Source organism: Hoeflea sp. TYP-13, assembly GCF_040932035.1.
Taxonomy (GTDB): domain Bacteria; phylum Pseudomonadota; class Alphaproteobacteria; order Rhizobiales; family Rhizobiaceae; genus Hoeflea_A.
On the sequence record NZ_JBFRBB010000001.1, the window covers coordinates 1211460 to 1229656 of the forward strand.

An 18197-nucleotide genomic window follows, 5' to 3' on the forward strand; every position below is an offset into this window, starting at 1 on the left:
CAAATGCGGCGACAATTGCACCACAAATTGCTCTTTTTCCTAGGTTTGCCGCGATGGCAAAAACAATCCAGCAGAAGTTTTTTGCACAGGCGTTTTGCATTTATCAAGGCAGGATGGATGGTTAGTCGGGATCAAGTGCCCAAAATGTCGCACTTTATAACGGCTTCGCCAGTTGCGATCAGCTCTAAACTATGGTTTTAAGCGCAGTCAAATTAAAGGGACAATGCGCTGTTGCGACGGCAGCAGCGTGTGCTCGAGGGAGAAATTGTTGTGAGAAATCCGCTTCACGCAGTTTGGGCGGCGCTTGCCACACTGCTTTTGGCAACGCAGGCCCAGGCCGCACAGCCGGTCGACTGGCAGATAGGCTTCCAGCCCGCAGTCACAGATATCATGCGCGAAATCAACTGGTTCAATAACTACACATTGTGGTTCATCGGACCGATCACCCTTCTGGTGCTGGTGTTGCTGATCATCGTTATCCTGCGTTTCCGCGCGCGGACCAATCCGGATCCGTCCAAGACGAGCCACAACACTGCCATCGAGGTCATCTGGACCCTTGGTCCGGTTATTGTTCTCCTGTGTCTGGCGATACCCTCCTTCCAGCTCCTCAACGCGCAGTACACACCGCCGGAAGAGCCGCAGTTCACCATTAAGGCAACCGGCTACCAGTGGTACTGGGGTTACGAATACCAGGTCGAACAGGAAGTTTCCTTCGATTCCATCCTGCTTTCCGATGACGACCGCGCCGAATATGGCAAGGAAGACCGGGCCGAGTATCCGCGTCTGCTGGCTGTGGACAATGAGATGGTTGTTCCTGTCGGCACAACGGTTCGCCTGCTGGTGACAGCTGCCGACGTCATTCACTCTTTCGCCATGCCTTCCTTCGGTGTGAAGATGGATGGTGTCCCGGGCCGCTTGAACGAAACCTGGTTCAAGGCGGATCGGGAAGGTCTTTACTACGGCCAGTGCTCCGAGCTGTGCGGTAAGGATCATGCCTACATGCCGATCGGCATCCGTGTCGTTTCCGTTGAACAATACGGAACATGGCTGGCCGCCGCTGCCGACGATGTCGAAGCCGCCAATGCGCAGCTCATGGCGTCGATCCAGGAAGCAGAAAAATCCGTTGAGCTTGCTGCCAACGAAGCACAGAAGATCAAGGAGTAAACCATGGCCGGCGCGACAGCAGCACACGACGCTCACGATCACAAACCCACGGGTTGGACCCGTTGGGTCTATTCGACCAACCACAAGGATATCGGCACGCTCTATCTGATCTTCGCGATCATTGCCGGAATTATCGGTGGTGCGCTTTCGGTTTTCATGCGCTGGGAACTCGCTGAGCCCGGCATCCAGATTTTCCATGGACTTGCCGCCATGGTTTACGGTCTTGACGGTGACGCTGCCATTGATGGTGGCAAACACATGTTCAATGTGTTCACCACGGCACACGGCCTGATCATGATCTTCTTCATGGTTATGCCGGCGTTAATCGGCGGTTTTGCCAACTGGATGGTTCCGATCATGATCGGCGCGCCGGATATGGCATTCCCGCGCATGAACAATATCTCCTTCTGGCTGCTGCCGCCGGCGTTCATTCTGCTGCTGCTTTCCATGTTTGTGGAAGGGCCTGCGGGCGCCATGGGTGTTGGTGGCGGGTGGACGGTCTATCCGCCGCTTTCGACGACCGGACAACCCGGGCCGGCAATGGATTTCGCCATTCTTTCCCTGCATATTGCGGGCGCCTCGTCGATCCTCGGTGCGATCAACTTCATCACCACCATTTTCAACATGCGCGCGCCGGGCATGACGCTGCACAAAATGCCGCTTTTCGCCTGGTCGGTGCTGATCACAGCCTTCCTTCTGCTGCTGTCGTTGCCGGTTCTGGCGGGCGGCATCACCATGCTTCTGACGGACCGCAATTTCGGCACGTCGTTCTTCACGCCTGAAGGCGGCGGCGACCCGATCCTGTTCCAGCACCTATTCTGGTTCTTCGGTCATCCGGAAGTGTACATACTGATCCTGCCGGGCTTCGGCATCATCAGCCACATCGTTGCGACATTCTCGCGCAAACCCGTCTTCGGCTATCTCGGCATGGCCTATGCCATGGTCGCCATCGGTGCGGTCGGCTTCATCGTGTGGGCGCACCACATGTATACCGTCGGCCTTTCGCTCGACGCACAGCGCTACTTCGTGTTCGCAACCATGGTCATCGCGGTTCCGACCGGAGTGAAGATCTTCTCATGGATCGCCACCATGTGGGGCGGCTCGATGACGATCCGCACTCCGATGCTGTGGGCGCTTGGCTTCATCTTCCTGTTCACCGTCGGCGGTGTGACCGGTGTGCAGCTGGCCAATGCCGGTCTCGACCGCGCCATGCACGACACCTACTACGTGGTTGCCCACTTCCACTATGTTCTGTCGCTCGGTGCAGTCTTCGCCATTTTCGCGGCCTGGTACTACTGGTTCCCGAAAATGACGGGCTACATGTACAACTCCATTCTGGCAAAGACGCATTTCTGGGTCATGTTCATCGGCGTGAACCTTGTGTTCTTCCCGCAGCATTTCCTTGGCCTTGCAGGCATGCCGCGCCGTTATATCGACTACCCGGATGCCTATGCCGGCTGGAACGCAATTTCGTCCTATGGCTCCTATATATCGGCCATCGGCGTCCTGATCTTCCTGTTCGGCGTATGGGAGGCATTTGCCAAAAAGCGCAAAGCGGAAGACAATCCCTGGGGCGAAGGCGCGACGACGCTTGAATGGAAGCTGAGCTCCCCGCCGCCGTTCCACCAGTGGGAACAGCTACCGCGCATCAAATAGCGCAATCCAATATCTGGAGCCGCATCAGCGGCTCCGGCCCGTATCGAAAACAGGCAACTGGGTAACATGGCAATAACCGGCGAACATGGAGCGCTAAAGGGAACGGATCTCGGTCTTTCCGAAGCCGATCCGCGTGACTATTTTGCGCTTTTGAAGCCGCGTGTCATGTCGCTGGTGGTGTTTACCGCTTTTGTCGGCCTGATCATCGCGCCGGGCAATATCCATCCCTTCATCGGGGCTGTTGCTGTCCTGTGCATTGCCGTCGGCGCAGGTGCGTCCGGGGCGCTGAATATGTGGTACGACGCCGACATCGACGCCGTTATGTCGCGGACGGCCTCGCGGCCGATACCGGCCGGCCGGGTAACACGCGATGAAGCATTGACCTTCGGTCTGGTCCTGTCGGCATTTTCCGTCATCACGCTCGGTCTTCTGGTGAACTGGTTTTCAGCCGGACTGCTCGCCTTCACGATATTTTTCTACGCGGTCATCTACACGATGTGGCTGAAGCGTTCGACGCCGCAGAACATCGTGATCGGCGGTGCTGCAGGCGCTTTGCCGCCGATGATCGGCTGGGCCTGTGTTACCGGTTCCGTCTCCTGGGACAGCTTCGTTCTGTTCCTTATGATCTTCCTTTGGACGCCGCCGCATTTCTGGGCACTGGCGCTGTTCAAGCAGGGCGACTATGGCAAGGCCGGCATTCCGATGATGCCGAATGTCGCCGGCGTTGAGTCGACCAAGAGGCAGATATTCATTTATGCCATCGTGACCGCATTGGTTGGCGTGCTGCCTTACTGGATGGGATTTGCCAGCGCTGCCTACGGGCTGCTTGCAACGGGTCTTGGCATCGGCTTCGTCTGGTATGCGTTCCGGGTGCTGCGCATGAGCCCGGCCGATGAAAAGATGAAACCCGCCAAATCAATGTTCGGCTTTTCTCTGATCTATCTCTTCGCTCTGTTCGCAACGCTGCTTGTCGACGGTCTGATGACGAGCCTTGGAGCATGACAATGATCGAACAAGTCAGTCTGACAGACAAGCAGAAGAAGGCTCGCCGCCGCCGTTCCATTGCAATTGCCCTGGTGCTGGCTGCCCTGGTGGTTCTTTTCTATATCGCAACCGTCATCAAGTTTGGCCCCGCCATTCTGGATCGGCCGCTTTAGTGGGAAATGCGATGAGCGATCCACGGACAAATGCGACTGCAAAAAAGCCTGCCGGCAACTGGCGGGTATTAGCCGTCTGCCTGGGGGTGGTGGTCGGCATGGTCGGCGTATCCTACGCGGCCGTTCCACTCTATCAGCTGTTTTGCCAGGTGACAGGTTATGGCGGCACTACCCAGCGCGCCGAGCAGTATTCCGATCAGATACTCGACCGCACCATCAAGGTGCGTTTTGACGCCAACGTTTCGGACGGGATGAACTGGGAATTCAAACCCGTTCAGCGCGAAGTGGAATTGCGCATCGGAGAGACCACGCAAATCGCTTACCTTGCGGCCAACACCGGCGAGGTTGCGAGCGGCGGGCAGGCGACGTTCAATGTCACGCCGCAGTCTGCAGGCGCCTATTTCAACAAGGTCGAATGTTTCTGCTTTACCGAGACGGAACTTCAGCCGGGCGAGAGCCTGGATATGCCGGTGGTCTTCTTCGTCGATCCGGCAATCGTCGACGCGCAGGAAACAAAGGGTATCAACACCATAACGCTGTCTTACACGTTCTTCCCGCTGGAAAAGGAAAAGCCGGTGGCCAAGGCCGCCCGGGCCGACGAGAAAACGAAAGACAGGCTATAGCAACGATGCTGCGGGGGACCGTGGCCGCAAGGAAAAGGCAATTCGGGGATTTTTGAAATGGCTGATGCGCATCAAAAGCACCATGACTACCACATAATCGATCCAAGCCCGTGGCCGTTTATCGGCTCCATCGGTGCTTTGACCATGGCGATAGGCGGTATTGCCTACATGCGCTATCTGGCAGGCGGGTCGCTGGAGCTGTTCGGTATCGAGCTTGCAAATCCCTGGCTGTTCTTCATTGGCCTTGTCATCGTTCTCTACACGATGTTCGGCTGGTGGTCCGACTGCGTCAAGGAAAGCCACGAAGGACATCATACGCGCGTTGTCTCGCTGCATCTGCGCTACGGCATGATGATGTTCATTGCTTCTGAAGTCATGTTCTTCGTTGCATGGTTCTGGGCATTCTTTGATGCCGCGATCTTTGCAGGAGAGGCTGCGCAGGTCGCCCGTGTCGAGCATACGGGCGGTGTATGGCCGCCTGTCGGCATCGAGGTTCTCGACCCGATGCACCTGCCGCTCTACAACACCATCATCCTGCTCCTGTCTGGCACGACGGTAACCTGGGCTCACCACGCCCTGCTGCACGGCAACCGCAAGGGCCTGGTCACGGGCCTGGCTCTGACAGTCGCTCTCGGTGCACTGTTCTCCTTCGTGCAGGCCTATGAGTACATCCACGCACCATTTGCGTTCAAGGAATCGATCTACGGCGCCACCTTCTTCATGGCGACCGGCTTCCACGGTTTCCACGTTCTGGTGGGTACGATCTTCCTGATCGTGTGCCTGATCCGGGCAACCGCGGGCGATTTCACGCCGCAGAAGCATTTCGGTTTCGAAGCGGCTGCCTGGTATTGGCATTTCGTTGACGTTGTCTGGCTGTTCCTGTTCTTCAGCATCTACATCTGGGCATCGTGGGGCGCAACGATCGCGGCACACTGACCGGGTCAAATACCTGTCGCAATCTGGAGGGGGCGCAACGCTTGCAGGCGGGCGCCCTCTTGCTTTGGAGAAGAGATCATGAGCGGTAACGACAAGGCGCTTTATCCGCCGGTTGATCCCTTTACTTCCGGCATGAAAGGACGCTGCCCGCGTTGCGGCGAAGGAAAGCTGTTCGACGGTTATCTCACTCCTCAAAAATCGTGCACGAATTGCGGGCTCGACTACGGCTTTGCCGATGCCGGCGATGGACCGGCGGTGTTTGTCATTCTCCTGATCGGTTTTCTGGTGGTGGGCCTTGCCCTCTGGCTTGAGGTCAATTACGGACCGCCCCTGTGGCTGCATCTTGTGTTGTGGATTCCCCTGAGCCTTGGCCTCTGCCTGTGGCTGTTGCGCGCCCTGAAGGGTGTGCTGATCAATCTGCAGTTCAAGAACAATGCGCATGAGGGCGAACTGGACAATGGCTGAGACGACCAAGGGCAGTGGCGCTGAACCGGAGCAGGCTCGTGAAACATCGAAAGGCATCCGCTCGGCACTGGTCCTGATAACGTTCGTTCTGCCGGCACTTGCCCTTTTGTTGTTGCTTGGCAACTGGCAGGTTCAGCGGCTGCAATGGAAAGAAGACCTGATCGCCACCATTGAAAACCGCATGGAACAGGCGCCCGTCAATGTCGACGAAGTCATGGCCGTCTGGCGGCAATCGGGCGATGTCGACTATCTTCCGGTCGGGTTCGAAGGCACTTTTCTCCACGACAGGGAACAGCATTTCCTTGCCACACATGACGGGCAGTCGGGCTGGTATGTCTATACGCCGTTTGTGCTTGCCGATGGCCGCAAGATCATCGTCAATCGCGGCTTTGTTGCCTACGACATGAAGGAGCCTTCCGCCCGTCCCTGGGAGCAGACCCCCGATACGGTTGCCATAATCGGCCTTGCCCGCAATCCATTAGTCGAAAAGCCCGGTGATCTGGTTCCGGACAATGCACCGGGTGATCGCATTTGGTACTGGAAGGACTTTGCCGGCATGGCAACGGCAATGGAGTTGGATGATCAGGACCTGGTTCCGTTTTTTGTCGATGTTGCAACGACCAACGGCAATGTTTCGGCAGGTCCGGTAGGAGGCGTCACCCGTGTTTCACTGCCCAACAACCACCTGCAATACGCGGTCACATGGTTTGGCCTGGCCGCGGCTCTGGTGGTTGTGACCGGCTTTTACCTATGGCGTGCAATTCGGCGGCGCTGATCGCCGAAACACAGGTGTTCCTTAAAGTCAGAACTTGCTCTACAAGGTCGGCGAGCTATTTCGGAAAGTGCGATGACAACTGAAGTAAAGCCACCTTTGACAATCCGGCTGTGCGGCCCGCGCGGATTTTGCGCCGGTGTCGACCGCGCCATTCAGATCGTCGTTCTGGCACTGAAAAAATACGGTGCGCCGGTCTATGTCCGTCATGAGATCGTGCACAACCGCTACGTGGTCGAGGGACTTCAGTCGCGCGGCGCCGTCTTTGTCGAGGAGCTCGACGAGATTCCGGCCGAGCATCACGAGCAACCGGTCATATTTTCCGCCCATGGTGTACCCAAGTCGGTTCCCGCGGATGCCGTCGCCCGTAACCTCTTTTTTCTCGATGCGACCTGTCCACTGGTTTCCAAGGTTCACAAGCAGGCCATGCGTCACCAGCGCCTCGGCCGCCACGTCATTTTGATCGGCCATGCCGGCCACCCGGAAGTTATCGGCACGATGGGACAGTTGCCGGATGGGGCGGTCAGCCTGGTTGAGACAGTTGAAGATGCGCGCAACTATGCGCCAGCGGACCCCGATAATCTCGGTTTCGTCACTCAGACGACACTTTCGGTCGAGGATACGGCCGGAATTATCGAAGTTCTGCAGGCACGGTTTCCCAATATGACGGCACCCGCAGCTGAATCCATCTGCTATGCCACGACCAACCGTCAGGAGGCGGTCAAGGCCGCGGCGCCGGGTTGCGATTTCTTTCTTGTCGTCGGAGCGCCCAACTCATCGAACTCAAGGCGTCTTGTGGAAGTGGCCTCGCGCGCCGGTGCGCAAAGGTCGCGCCTTGTCCAAAGAGCGGCGGAATTGCCATGGGATGACATCGACGGTGAAACCACGCGCATAATCGGGTTGTCCGCAGGCGCATCGGCACCGGAGATAATCGTCGACGAGATTATCGATGCGTTCGGTGAGAAATTCGACGTCAGCGTCGAGCTAGCCGAAACTGCCGTGGAAGATGAGAACTTTCCTGTCATGCGCGACTTGCGTGATGCTGAACTGACCGTGGCGGATATGGCATTTGTCAACGGGCACGCGGGCGGTTAGATCATAGGTCGGGCCACTTGATTGCGATTCTGAAAGGCTGAAATTTGGCAGTCTATACCGACATTACGGAAGCCGAGCTTCGCGATTTTCTTGAGCCCTATGATCTTGGGGAGCTCTTGTCCTACAAGGGCATTGCGGAAGGCGTTGAGAACTCCAATTTTTTGCTCCACACCAGCATGGGCTCCTACATCCTGACGCTCTATGAAAAGCGCGTGGAGCGGAACGACCTGCCGTTTTTCCTCAGCCTGATGGAGCATCTGGCCGATAAGGGATTGAACTGTCCGCTGCCGGTACATAGGCGTGACGGCGGCGTGCTGGGCGAACTGGCCGGCCGCCCGGCAGCTGTCATTACGTTCCTTGAAGGCATGTGGCCGCGTCGCCCGACGCCGCAGCACTGCCGGGAGGTCGGAAAGGCTGCTGCCCAGTTTCACATCTGTGGCCGCGATTTTTCCAGGACCCGAAAAAATGCGCTGTCGGTGAGCAGTTGGCGTCCGCTTTGGAACCAGTCGGCCGCCCGTGCCGACGAAGTCGAAGCAGGACTTGCCGCGGAAATCGAGACGGATCTGGATAACCTTGAGAAAAACTGGCCCGAGGCGCTGCCCTCCGGTGTCATTCACGCCGACCTGTTCCCGGACAACATATTTTTTCTCGGTGAAAAACTCTCCGGCCTGATCGATTTCTATTTTGCCTGCAACGATATGTTTGCCTATGACGTTGCGATCTGTCTCAATGCCTGGTGCTTTGAGCGGGACGGTGCCTTCAATGCCACAAAGGGCATGGCGCTGCTGGCGGGATATGAATCTGTGCGGCCGCTGAGTGCGGTGGAAGCCGATGCGCTTCCGGTGCTTGCCCATGGTTCGGCAATCCGGTTTTTCCTCACCCGGCTTTATGACTGGCTGACCGTTCCGGACGGCGCCATGGTGGTCAAGAAGGATCCGATGGAATATCTGCGTTACGTGCGGTTTCACCGCAAGGTAACTTCGGCAACCGAATATGGCCTGCGTCAGAGCGAGATGAACTGAATTGAAACACGTTGATATTTTCACCGACGGTGCCTGTTCGGGAAATCCGGGACCGGGCGGATGGGGCGCAATCCTGCGCTACGGCAAGATTGACAAGGAAATGTCGGGAGGCGAAGCCGACACGACCAATAACAGGATGGAACTGACCGCTGCGATTGAAGCGCTGAATGCACTGACGCAGCCCTGCAAGGTCGACCTTTATACCGACTCGTCATACGTAAAGGACGGGATCGGCGGCTGGATCGAAGGCTGGAAGCGCAATGGCTGGAAGACGGCGGCAAAAAAACCGGTAAAGAATGTCGAACTGTGGCAGGCTCTCGAAGAGGCGCGCAACCGGCACGACGTGACATGGCACTGGGTCAAGGGGCACGCGGGCCACCCGGAAAATGAGCGGGCGGACGAACTTGCCCGCCACGCGATGGAGCCTTTTAAAGCTGCTCGATAAGCGCTGCAGCGCCGGATGTGACCGCTTCGCCCGGCGTATCTTCGATGTTCAGGGCTGTCACCGTTCCGTCCTCGACGATCATCGAATAGCGCTTTGAGCGCACGCCAAGCGTTCCGGCCGAAAGGTCCATATCCATGCCGATGGCCTTGGTGAACGCAGCATCCCAGTCCGCAAGGTAGCGAATCTTGCCTTCCCCGCCCGTGGCGGCCGCCCAGGCGCTCATCACAAATCCGTCATTGACGGAAAGGACGGCAATCTCGTCGACACCCTTGGCAAGAATGGTCTCGCGGCTTTGCAGATATCCGGGCAGGTGATTGAGGTGGCAGGTCGGGGTGAATGCGCCCGGAACCGCAAACAGCACAATCTTCTTGCCTCCGAAAACATCTGCGGTGGAGACCTCGTTCATGCCGTCTGAGGTGGATTCCTTCAACGTCAGTTCTGGCAACTTGTCGCCAACAGATATCGTCATGCTTTTATCCCTCTGATTGCCCGGCGCGGAGCCGGCCGGGTGTCATGTTTGCTTGGTTATTCGATTGGATGGTGTAAATGTATTCACTCAAATCAACCGTAAAGATAGAAGACCGGGCAACTATGTCCAGACCGTGTTGAAACTGAATATTGGTGAACGGGCCTACGGCAGGTCCAGCTCGGTTTCCATGGAGCGGCCCGCTGCCTTGACCACGATGCGGACTGTCTTTCCGGACAGGGTGTCAGTCTCCGATATGCCGCTTGCAGATACGTGGTAGGTGGCGACGTTGTTCTTGCGGCCGGCAAGCTTTGGCGTGTCAAAGCGCCAGCCTTGAGGGCCGGTGACAAACAGCTCCCCGACATCATTTTCCTGCGGCGTCGCAACAGACAACACCAGCGTGCCGCCGTCATCGTTTACGCGTGATTCGACAATCTCGAAGCCGTTTCCCGGTTCTTCCGGAAGCGACCGATAGGCCTTCTTTACCAAGCGTTTCTCGAATGAGTTTGCCGGTTTGTCCGGATCGATTTCCAGGGAAAAGCTGGTCTGGAACGGTATGCAGATGCTTTTACAGATGCCGAGAAACACGTCCGCTTCCAGGACACTGGATTTTCCGGGCGTTGCCTGCTGCAACGTGATCGGAAAGACGACCGGATAATTGTATCCGGCCCAGACCGAATAGTCGTCGCGAATACGTTCAGGAGGCGGAAAATGGATTTCGGCGGAAGCAATGTTGTCGCTGCGCTCCACCCGGAACGACGGTGGGACGCCGGCTTCGCCCGGATCGCGCCAATATGTCTTCCAGCCGGGCAGCAGTTCGACATCCAGGACGGCTTGAATGCTGCCGTCTTCCGACGGCGGCAGCGCCGATATGCGAATTCTGCCGCCATCGGTCTCCACCCAGTCGCTCGATGCCGCTTCGGTGCCGGCTGGTGTAAGAAAAATGCCGGCCACAACCAGCGCAAAAGTGGCGGATCGGGCATAATATGTTGTGAAACAGTATTTGATCATGGCGGCAATCTAAACGTCGTGGCCAGGTGATGCCAGTAACGAGCAGCGCAGTCTCAATCATATTCCGGTGATCGAAAAGCCCGCGCTACCAGTATATTACAGCTTTTCCGTGATCGCCGGTCCGGTTGTGGACTATTGAGCCATTTGTCGCGAACAGCAATATCAAAGGGCATATTCCCCTCATGCGCTGTTTCAATTTAACCGGCTTATGCGTTAAGCTGCCCTATGGATATCCTGCACGAAAATCTGTTGGGCAGTGGAGAACGCGGATGTTTTGACGGGCAGTTCCTGCTCGCCATGCCGGGGTTGGACGACACCAACTTTTCCCGCACGGTAATCTACATCTGCGCCCATACCGACAGCGGTGCGGTTGGCTTTATCCTCAATCGACCGCAATCGATCTCGTTCAGCGAACTGATGGTGCAGCTCGAACTGATTGAGCAGGAGGAGGTCGCAACACTTCCCGCGTCCGCCATTGAACTGAATGTACAAATGGGCGGTCCCGTGGACACGGGAAGGGGATTTGTCCTCCATTCGGAAGATTATCGCAGCGATGCCACTCTGCCGATCTCGGAAGACCTGTCCCTTACGGCAACGGTCGATATATTACGCGCCATCACCAAGGGCAGGGGCCCCAAAAGGGCGACCATGATGCTTGGTTATTCAGGCTGGGGCGCCGGGCAGCTTGAGGACGAGGTCAGCGCCAATGGATGGCTGACCTGCCCGGCGATTGAAAACATCATATTTGACGATGTGCTTGACGATAAGTATGAGCGCGTCTTTGCCTCAATCGGCATAGACCCGGCCATGCTCTCCAGCGAGTGCGGCCAGGCCTGAACCATTTCTGATTCTGTTCGACGGTCCCACGGATTTGAAAACCACGCCGTTTGCGCGCCTTGCATCGGCAGGCACCGCTTGAGTCCGGTACGCTGATAATGAAAACCGTTTATTTGCAACTACATGAGCGGAAAATGCTCACGAAGCAGTTTAAGAACTGAATTGGCGCCGATCGGAGGGCCGAACAGGAAGCTTTGGGCATATTCGCAACCGAGTTCCGCCAGTTCCTCCGCGTCCTCTTCTGTTTCCACCCCTTCGGCGACAATGTCCATCTCCAGATCGCGTGCCATGGCAATGATGGAGCGCAGCAATACAAGCTGTTTCTCGTTGGTCGCGCGCACCAGCGACTGGTCGATCTTGATCGTGTCGAACGGAAAGCGGGTGAGATAGGAGAGCGACGAATGGCCGGTGCCGAAATCGTCCAGCGCCAGTTGCAGCCCCAGATCCTTCAGCCGTGCCAGCACCCGCGCAGCCTGCTCAGGATTGTGCATGACGACGGATTCGGTCAACTCCATCTTGATCATCGACGGCTTGCAGCCGGTTTTGGTCAGTACCGACCGGATGTCATTATAGAGATCGTTGCGCAGCAATTGCGCGCTGGAAAGGTTCACCGACATGAAGACCGGGATCTGCCCCAGGGCGCGATACCATGATGCGATGTCCTCGCAGGCCTGCTGGAGCGCGTACATGCCAAGGTCGACAATCAGGTCGGAACTTTCCGCAATAGGAATGAATTCAGACGGCGGAATATTGCCCTTGCGCGGGTGTTCCCACCGCATCAGCGCCTCGAAACCGCCGATCTCGGCGCTCTCGATATCGACGATCGGCTGGTAGACCATCGTCAGTTCGTTGCGTTCCAGCGCCCGCCGCAAATCCGATTCGATCTGCAGTTTGTCCGCTCCGGCCGCCCGGAAGGCGGGGCGGTAGGGTTCGATCCGGTTGCCGCCGACGCGCTTGGCCTGATACATCGCAAGCTCGGCGTCCTTGACGAGTTCGAGCGGCGAAGCCATTTCGTCGACCCATGTTACGAGCCCGATCGAAGCGGTCAGGATGATTTCCTTCTGGCCGAAATTAATCGGAACCATGATCGCCTTGTTGATATTTTCTGCAAAGGCCGCGACCTTCGACGGCTCCTGTTCTGAAAGCAGGATGAGGCCGAACTGATCGCCGCTGATACGCGCCAGTGTGTCCTGCGGCTTGAGCAGGCGTTTCAGCCGCCGTGCGATGGTCAGGAGAATAGTGTCGCCAGCCGATATACCGAGTTCGTCATTGACCTGCTTGAAGCGGTCGATGTCGATGGCAAAGATTGTCGGACGCACCGAATCCTCGGCGCTCGCCAGTGCAATGATCGCATCCAGCCGGTCGACAAAGAGTTCGCGGTTGGGCAGTCCCGTCAGGTTATCGTGCACGGCATCATGCAGCAGCCGTTCCTCCGAGCTTTTCTGCTCGGTTACGTCGATCAGCGTGCCCACGCACCTGATCACCTCGCCGTCCGAACCTACGACCGGCCGCGCGCGCAACGCCAGCCAATGATAGTGGCCATCTTCGGCGCGGATACGGAACTGGTGGTTCAGGCGGCCGCGCCGGTGTTCAAGCACCACATCCAGTGTGGTGCGGAACCGGTCACGGTCGTCCGGATGAATGCGCGGCAGCCAGTTGCGCGCCGGACCGAAAAGGCTTCCGGGGGAAAGGCCGAGCTGGCGGCTGACATCCGGCATGGTAACGATACGGTCACGCGATACATCCCAGTCCCAGACGATGTCTCCGGAACCCGTCAAGGCCAATGACTGGCGTTCCAGATCGCTGAAGAGGCCCTGGTGCGCGCCTCCGCCCGCAAAGGCGTGCTGCATCACCGTAAAGCCGATGAGAAGCACGATAAGCACAAGCCCTCCGCCGAGCGCCGGCTGGACGATGTCGTTTGAAAGCTGCCCCGTTACGGTCAGCCAGGCGCCGAACAACCAGCATATGATCAGAACCCAGGTGGGTATCAGCATAATCGCCCGGTCGAAGCGGCTGAGGCCGAGATAGGCGATCAGGCCGGTTCCGGCGATCACCGTTGCGGCGAAGGAGAAGCGGGCAATGCCGGTCGCAATCACCGGGTCATAGACCGCAAAGGCGGACAGAATGCCAAGCCCAACGATCCATGCCAGTGTCGCAAAGCTCAAATTGGTGTGCCAGCGGTTAAGGTTGAGGTAGGTGAAAAGGAAAATCACCAGCCCCGCCGCAAGGGTGATTTCGGTGCCGGCGCGCCAGATGCGCTCATCGGTCGGCGTGGTCTGGACAAGCTTCGAAAGGAAACCGAAATCCACGCAGATATAGGCAAGCACCGCCCAAGCCAGAGCCGCTGTTGCAGGCAGCACCGACGTTCCCTTGACGACGAACAAGATGGTCAGGAACACTGCCAGAAGTCCGGCAATCCCGAGCACAATGCCCTTGTAAAGCGTGAAGGAATTGATGGTGTCCTTGTAGGCTTCGGGCTCCCACAGATAAAGCTGCGGCAGGTCCGGAGAGGACAGTTCGGCGACAAATGTTACGATAGCGCCGGGGTTCAGCGTTATGTGAAACACATCCGCTTCGTCGCTGGGAACGCGATCCAGCGCAAATCCCTCACTTGGCGTGATCGATACGATCCGCTCGGAGCCAAGATCAGGCCAGAAAAGCCCGGATCCCGCCAACCGGAAATGCGGTGCAACGATCAGGCGGTCGATCTGTTGATCGGAGACATTTGCCAGCGAGAACTCGGCCCAGTCGCCGCTGTGGCGGTCGGAACTTGCGCGAACTTCGATACGGCGCACAATGCCATCCGCATCCGGCGCGGTTGATGTCTGGAACGCGTTGCCGCGCTGGGTGTGAACATCTGTCGTTGCCGTCAGGTCGAGCGCGGTGTCGTCACGCGATATTTTGACCGTTTCCGCTGAATATGCGGACATGACGGACAGCATGAGTGCCAGAAGGGTGCAGATCCCCAGGATTGTGCGCCGCATGTTTTGAGTTATCCGAACGATCTGACCACACATCAAGTTAATTACGATCCGGTATTTTTTTCTGAAATATTTTGTTGTTGACCATCTTTCCCCCAGTCGGAGGCCAGCAGTGCATAAAGATGATGATCGCGCCACTCGCCATTGATCTTCAGATAGCCTCGCAGATAGCCTTCATATCGAAAGTTGGCCTTTTCAAGGAGCCGAACAGAACGATTGTTATCGGGAATACAGGCAGCTTCTATTCTGTGCAACCGCAACGTCTGGAAGATGTAGGGAATTGCCGCTTTGAGGCCGGCCAGCATGAGGCCCTTTCCGGCGCTGTTTTCGGACATCCAGTACCCGATCATACAGCTTTGGGCGGCGGCGCGGCGGATATTGCCGATATTCAGCCCGCCCACGAGTTGGTCTTCTCCGGACAAAAACAGAAACAACGGCACAGCCCTGCCTTCCCGGTAGTCGAGTTCGTACCGCTCAATGCGTCTGAGGAATGATCTCTTGGTCAGGTCATCGCGGGACCAGGTGGGCTCCCACGGTTCCAGAAAGCGGCGGCTTGAGGCGCGCACTTTTGACCACATTTCGAAATCGCGGCGTGATGGAAATCGAAGGTAGACGCCTTCGCCGTCTATGCGTAGCGCTGCTTCGCGCCTTGAAAGGAAACGAAGCGGCGTCACGTGCTTTATCCGGCAGCCGCCCGGCGAACGCCGCCCGCCGAAAGGCCTGAGCCGATGTCCTCAAGCGACATCAGATTGTCGAGCGGCCCCACGGCCGACAGCGTGACAGGCGTGTCGAAAAACAACCTGCCGGAAAGGTCCGTCAGACGCTGCGGCGTTATGTTGGAAAGCCGCTCCATCAGCTCGTCGGTGGGGATCGGCCGCCCGTAAAGCAGCATCTGCCTGGCGATCTGGCTGGCCCTGGCCGCCGGGCTTTCATGGGCCATCAGCAGACCCGCGCGGAACTGTGCACGGGCACGCTCGATTTCAGAAGGATCCACATTGTCCGCCACTTTGCGCAATTCATCCAGAATTACCGGGATGAGTTCGGGAATGTCTTCCTGACCGGTGGCGGCATGGATGCCGAAGACACCGCTATCGGAGAAACCCCAGTGCAGGGCGTAGACCGAATAACAAAGGCCGCGATGCTCGCGCACTTCCTGGAAGAGCCGCGATGACATGCCGCCGCCCAGCACGTTGGCCAGAATCTGCGAAGCATAGAAGTCCCGCGCGTGATAGGCGCGCCCTTCAAATCCGATCAGCAGTTGCACGTCCATAAGGTCGCGCTTTTCACGGTATTCGCCGCCGGTATATTGCGCTTCCGGTGCCTCGGATTTGGTCTCGGCCACTGACTTGATGCCGGAAAAACGGTCTTCGACAAGCCGCACCAGCGCCTCATGCTCCACCGCACCGGCTGCGACAATGATCATCTTGTCGGCTGTGTAATTCCGGTTGAGGTATTGGCGGATCTGGTCCGGCGTGAAGGATTGAACGGTTTCCGGTGTGCCGAGGATCGATCGGCCGATCGTCTGGTCGCGAAACGCGGTCGAGGAGAATTTGTCGAACACCACATCGTCGGGCGTGTCCATCGCCGCACCGATTTCCTGCAGAATCACGTGTTTTTCGCGGTGAAGCTCCGTTTCATCAAGAACCGAGTTGGTCAGGATATCTGCGAGGATATCGATGGCCAGCGGCACATGGTCCTTAAGCAGGCGGGCGTAATAGGAGGTTGTTTCGACGGATGTCGCGGCGTTGACCTCACCACCTACATTTTCGATTTCCTCGGCGATCTGACGCGCGGATCGCTTCACCGTGCCCTTGAAGGCCATATGTTCAAGGAGGTGGGCGATACCGTGCTCGCTGGTCGTTTCGTCCCTGGAACCGGACTTGATCCAAACGCCGAGAGCAACACTCTCCAAGTGGGGCATGTTTTCGGTTACTACAGTCAACCCGCTTGGAAGACGGGTACACTCAACGGTCATATTTCATTCCGATTTCAGTCCGCAGCACGCGCATTTCGGGCAATGAAGGCCTCGACCGTGTCGAGATCCGGCTGCAGTATCTCAAATGTCTCCTCCCGATCCATCAGATCAGAGAGCCACGACGGGAGTGCTGGGTCAATACCGCAGGCCGATTTAACTGCATCGGGGAACTTGGCCGGATGCGCGGTTGCCAGTGTGACCATGGGTGCGCGCGGCTTTTCGAACCGCCGCGAAACGTGAATTCCGGTGGCGGTGTGCGGATCGAGAAGATACCCCGTTTGCGCCAACATGTCCTTGATCGCCTCAGCCGCCTGTTTCTGCGTTGCCTTGCCGGCCGCAAATTCCCTTTTTATCGCTTTCAGTGCCTCTGGCGCGATGGTGAACGCGCCCGATTGGGAAAGTCCCGACATGCACTGACGGACCTTGCTGCTGTCGCGGTCAAAGGCGTCGAACAGCAGCCGTTCGAAGTTCGAAGAGATCTGAATATCCATGGAAGGAGATGTCGTTGCAACGACATCGCGCATTTCGTAACGGCCGCTGCGCAGCGTGCGGGCAAGGATGTCGTTGTCGTTTGTCGCGACAACCAGATTTGCGATCGGCAATCCCATGCGCTTGGCGCAATAGCCTGCAAAAATGTCGCCGAAATTTCCTGTCGGAACCGTGAAGGAAACCTTCCGGTCCGGTGCGCCCAGCGAAATTGCGCAGGTGAAGTAATAGACGATCTGCGCCATGATGCGCGCCCAGTTGATCGAATTGACGCCCGAGAGCCGTACCCGGTCGCGAAAGGCGATATCGTTGAACATCGCTTTGACGAGGTTCTGGCAGTCGTCGAAATTGCCTTCGACGGCAATGGCCTTCACATTGGCCGCACCCGATGTGGTCATTTGCCGCTGCTGTACCGGCGATACCCGCTGATGCGGAAAGAGAATGAAGATATCCGTGTTGTCACGCCCGGCAAATGCGTCGATGGCGGCGCCGCCGGTATCTCCCGACGTTGCGCCGACAATGGTCGCGCGCTCGCCGCGCTCCTTCAAAACGTGGTCCATGAGGCGGGCGAGCAACTGCATGGCGACGTCCTTGAACGCCAGCGTGGGCCCGTGGAACAGTTCCATGATGAAGCTGTTGTCACCGGTCTGAACCAGCGGAACGATCGCCGGGTGCCGAAACGTGGCGTATGCCGCATCGATCATTGCGCGAAAGTCTTCCGCTGATATTTCGCCTTCCACAAAGGGGTAAAGGACGGCAAAAGCGATATCCTGATAGGATTTTCCGCGCAGCGACCGGATGTCCCCTTTTGTCAGTTGAGGCCATTCGGCCGGGACATAAAGGCCGCCGTCGCGGGCAAGTCCAGTTAAAAGCGCATCACTGAAGCCGAGTTTCGGGGCTTCACCTCTTGTAGAGATGTACTGCAATGGCCAAATCCTGTCAGCTTTCATCCGCGGCATTGCGGAAGGTGTTGTGAAGAAATAATGCGCTGGTATAGAACATTGAAAAGACTCGTTAAAGACCAGAAATTCGGCTACCACAATATGGTCCAGCTTGGTTTTTAAGCCTGTCTGGTCATTTGCATTCGAGAGGGACGGGAAGTCGTG

Annotated in this window: 18 protein-coding genes; 12 read left to right on the top strand and 6 right to left on the bottom strand. The window is 57.4% G+C overall.

Translation table 11 applies throughout. The features are described from left to right. Positions 1–270 precede the first annotated feature (270 nt). The 11 genes from coxB to rnhA all read left to right on the top strand — a co-directional run bounded on the left by coxB (position 271) and on the right by rnhA (position 9335). On the top strand, positions 271–1164 hold the full coding sequence (gene coxB, locus ABVT35_RS05680; protein ID WP_368465309.1) for a cytochrome c oxidase subunit II: 894 nt from the start codon (positions 271–273) through the stop codon (positions 1162–1164). A 3-nt stretch (positions 1165–1167) separates the two neighbouring features. Continuing rightward, a complete protein-coding gene (gene ctaD, locus ABVT35_RS05685; RefSeq protein ID WP_368465310.1) occupies positions 1168–2820 on the top strand; it encodes a cytochrome c oxidase subunit I in 1653 nt (550 codons plus the stop codon). Positions 2821–2886: 66 nt separating this feature from the next. After that, positions 2887–3822, top strand: coding sequence for a heme o synthase (locus tag ABVT35_RS05690; protein WP_368465311.1), 936 nt, complete (start codon positions 2887–2889; stop codon positions 3820–3822). A 2-nt stretch (positions 3823–3824) separates the two neighbouring features. After that, complete coding sequence (locus tag ABVT35_RS05695; protein ID WP_368466308.1) at positions 3825–3977, top strand: hypothetical protein; 153 nt, start codon at positions 3825–3827, stop codon at positions 3975–3977. Positions 3978–3988: 11 nt separating this feature from the next. After that, positions 3989–4600: a cytochrome c oxidase assembly protein gene (locus tag ABVT35_RS05700; RefSeq protein WP_368465312.1), complete on the top strand. Its 612-nt coding sequence runs from the start codon at positions 3989–3991 to the stop codon at positions 4598–4600. A 57-nt stretch (positions 4601–4657) separates the two neighbouring features. Next, positions 4658–5536: a cytochrome c oxidase subunit 3 gene (locus ABVT35_RS05705; protein ID WP_368465313.1), complete on the top strand. Its 879-nt coding sequence runs from the start codon at positions 4658–4660 to the stop codon at positions 5534–5536. A 78-nt stretch (positions 5537–5614) separates the two neighbouring features. Then, positions 5615–6001 carry a DUF983 domain-containing protein gene (locus tag ABVT35_RS05710; RefSeq protein ID WP_368465314.1) on the top strand — a complete coding sequence of 129 codons (387 nt, stop codon included), beginning with the start codon at positions 5615–5617 and terminating at the stop codon, positions 5999–6001. Beyond that, entirely contained in the window at positions 5994–6776 is a 783-nt protein-coding gene (locus ABVT35_RS05715; protein WP_368465315.1) for an SURF1 family protein, read from the top strand. Before ABVT35_RS05710 ends, ABVT35_RS05715 begins: the two co-directional genes overlap by 8 nt. Positions 6777–6848: 72 nt before the next feature. After that, positions 6849–7868 carry a 4-hydroxy-3-methylbut-2-enyl diphosphate reductase gene (gene ispH / locus ABVT35_RS05720; protein ID WP_368465316.1) on the top strand — a complete coding sequence of 340 codons (1020 nt, stop codon included), beginning with the start codon at positions 6849–6851 and terminating at the stop codon, positions 7866–7868. Between the two features lie 44 nt (positions 7869–7912). Further along, positions 7913–8890, top strand: a complete 978-nt coding sequence (locus ABVT35_RS05725; RefSeq protein WP_368465317.1) for a homoserine kinase — start codon at positions 7913–7915, stop codon at positions 8888–8890. A gap of 1 nt (position 8891) precedes the next feature. Further along, positions 8892–9335: a ribonuclease HI gene (rnhA, locus tag ABVT35_RS05730; protein WP_368465318.1), complete on the top strand. Its 444-nt coding sequence runs from the start codon at positions 8892–8894 to the stop codon at positions 9333–9335. Here rnhA and ABVT35_RS05735 read toward each other — a convergent pair. Together ABVT35_RS05735 and ABVT35_RS05740 are read right to left on the bottom strand one after the other, a co-directional pair. Next, positions 9319–9804 (bottom strand): peroxiredoxin, encoded by a 486-nt coding sequence (locus ABVT35_RS05735; RefSeq protein WP_368465319.1) that lies wholly within the window; start codon positions 9802–9804, stop codon positions 9319–9321. The two genes, rnhA and ABVT35_RS05735, sit on opposite strands and share 17 nt — an antisense overlap. Before the next feature lie 162 nt (positions 9805–9966). Beyond that, positions 9967–10812, bottom strand: coding sequence for a protein-disulfide reductase DsbD domain-containing protein (locus ABVT35_RS05740; RefSeq protein ID WP_368465320.1), 846 nt, complete (start codon positions 10810–10812; stop codon positions 9967–9969). Between the two features lie 225 nt (positions 10813–11037). Here ABVT35_RS05740 and ABVT35_RS05745 point away from each other — a divergent pair, with 225 nt between their 5' ends. Beyond that, positions 11038–11649 carry a YqgE/AlgH family protein gene (locus ABVT35_RS05745; RefSeq protein WP_368465321.1) on the top strand — a complete coding sequence of 204 codons (612 nt, stop codon included), beginning with the start codon at positions 11038–11040 and terminating at the stop codon, positions 11647–11649. A gap of 119 nt (positions 11650–11768) precedes the next feature. On the opposite strand, the gene ABVT35_RS05750 is transcribed toward ABVT35_RS05745, so the two are convergent. The 4 genes from ABVT35_RS05750 to thrC are packed head-to-tail and all read right to left on the bottom strand — an operon-like array spanning position 11769 to position 18026. Further along, on the bottom strand, positions 11769–14633 hold the full coding sequence (locus ABVT35_RS05750; RefSeq protein WP_368465322.1) for an EAL domain-containing protein: 2865 nt from the start codon (positions 14631–14633) through the stop codon (positions 11769–11771). 41 nt (positions 14634–14674) lie between these two features. Continuing rightward, positions 14675–15304, bottom strand: a complete 630-nt coding sequence (locus tag ABVT35_RS05755; RefSeq protein ID WP_368465323.1) for a GNAT family N-acetyltransferase — start codon at positions 15302–15304, stop codon at positions 14675–14677. 5 nt (positions 15305–15309) lie between these two features. Then, positions 15310–16605 (bottom strand): M16 family metallopeptidase, encoded by a 1296-nt coding sequence (locus ABVT35_RS05760; protein WP_368465324.1) that lies wholly within the window; start codon positions 16603–16605, stop codon positions 15310–15312. 14 nt (positions 16606–16619) lie between these two features. Continuing rightward, positions 16620–18026, bottom strand: a complete 1407-nt coding sequence (gene thrC, locus ABVT35_RS05765) for a threonine synthase (RefSeq protein ID WP_368466279.1) — start codon at positions 18024–18026, stop codon at positions 16620–16622. Between the last annotated feature and the right edge of the window lie 171 nt (positions 18027–18197).

Coding starts and splice junctions, on each gene's coding strand:
- ctaD (WP_368465310.1), top strand. CDS start 1,168: ATGGCCGGCGCGACAGCAGCACACGACGCTCACGATCACAAACCCACG.
- ABVT35_RS05690 (WP_368465311.1), top strand. CDS start 2,887: ATGGCAATAACCGGCGAACATGGAGCGCTAAAGGGAACGGATCTCGGT.
- ABVT35_RS05695 (WP_368466308.1), top strand. CDS start 3,825: ATGATCGAACAAGTCAGTCTGACAGACAAGCAGAAGAAGGCTCGCCGC.
- ABVT35_RS05700 (WP_368465312.1), top strand. CDS start 3,989: ATGAGCGATCCACGGACAAATGCGACTGCAAAAAAGCCTGCCGGCAAC.
- ABVT35_RS05705 (WP_368465313.1), top strand. CDS start 4,658: ATGGCTGATGCGCATCAAAAGCACCATGACTACCACATAATCGATCCA.
- ABVT35_RS05710 (WP_368465314.1), top strand. CDS start 5,615: ATGAGCGGTAACGACAAGGCGCTTTATCCGCCGGTTGATCCCTTTACT.
- ABVT35_RS05715 (WP_368465315.1), top strand. CDS start 5,994: ATGGCTGAGACGACCAAGGGCAGTGGCGCTGAACCGGAGCAGGCTCGT.
- ispH (WP_368465316.1), top strand. CDS start 6,849: ATGACAACTGAAGTAAAGCCACCTTTGACAATCCGGCTGTGCGGCCCG.
- ABVT35_RS05735 (WP_368465319.1), bottom strand. CDS start 9,804: ATGACGATATCTGTTGGCGACAAGTTGCCAGAACTGACGTTGAAGGAA.
- ABVT35_RS05740 (WP_368465320.1), bottom strand. CDS start 10,812: ATGATCAAATACTGTTTCACAACATATTATGCCCGATCCGCCACTTTT.
- ABVT35_RS05745 (WP_368465321.1), top strand. CDS start 11,038: ATGGATATCCTGCACGAAAATCTGTTGGGCAGTGGAGAACGCGGATGT.
- ABVT35_RS05750 (WP_368465322.1), bottom strand. CDS start 14,633: ATGCGGCGCACAATCCTGGGGATCTGCACCCTTCTGGCACTCATGCTG.
- ABVT35_RS05760 (WP_368465324.1), bottom strand. CDS start 16,605: ATGACCGTTGAGTGTACCCGTCTTCCAAGCGGGTTGACTGTAGTAACC.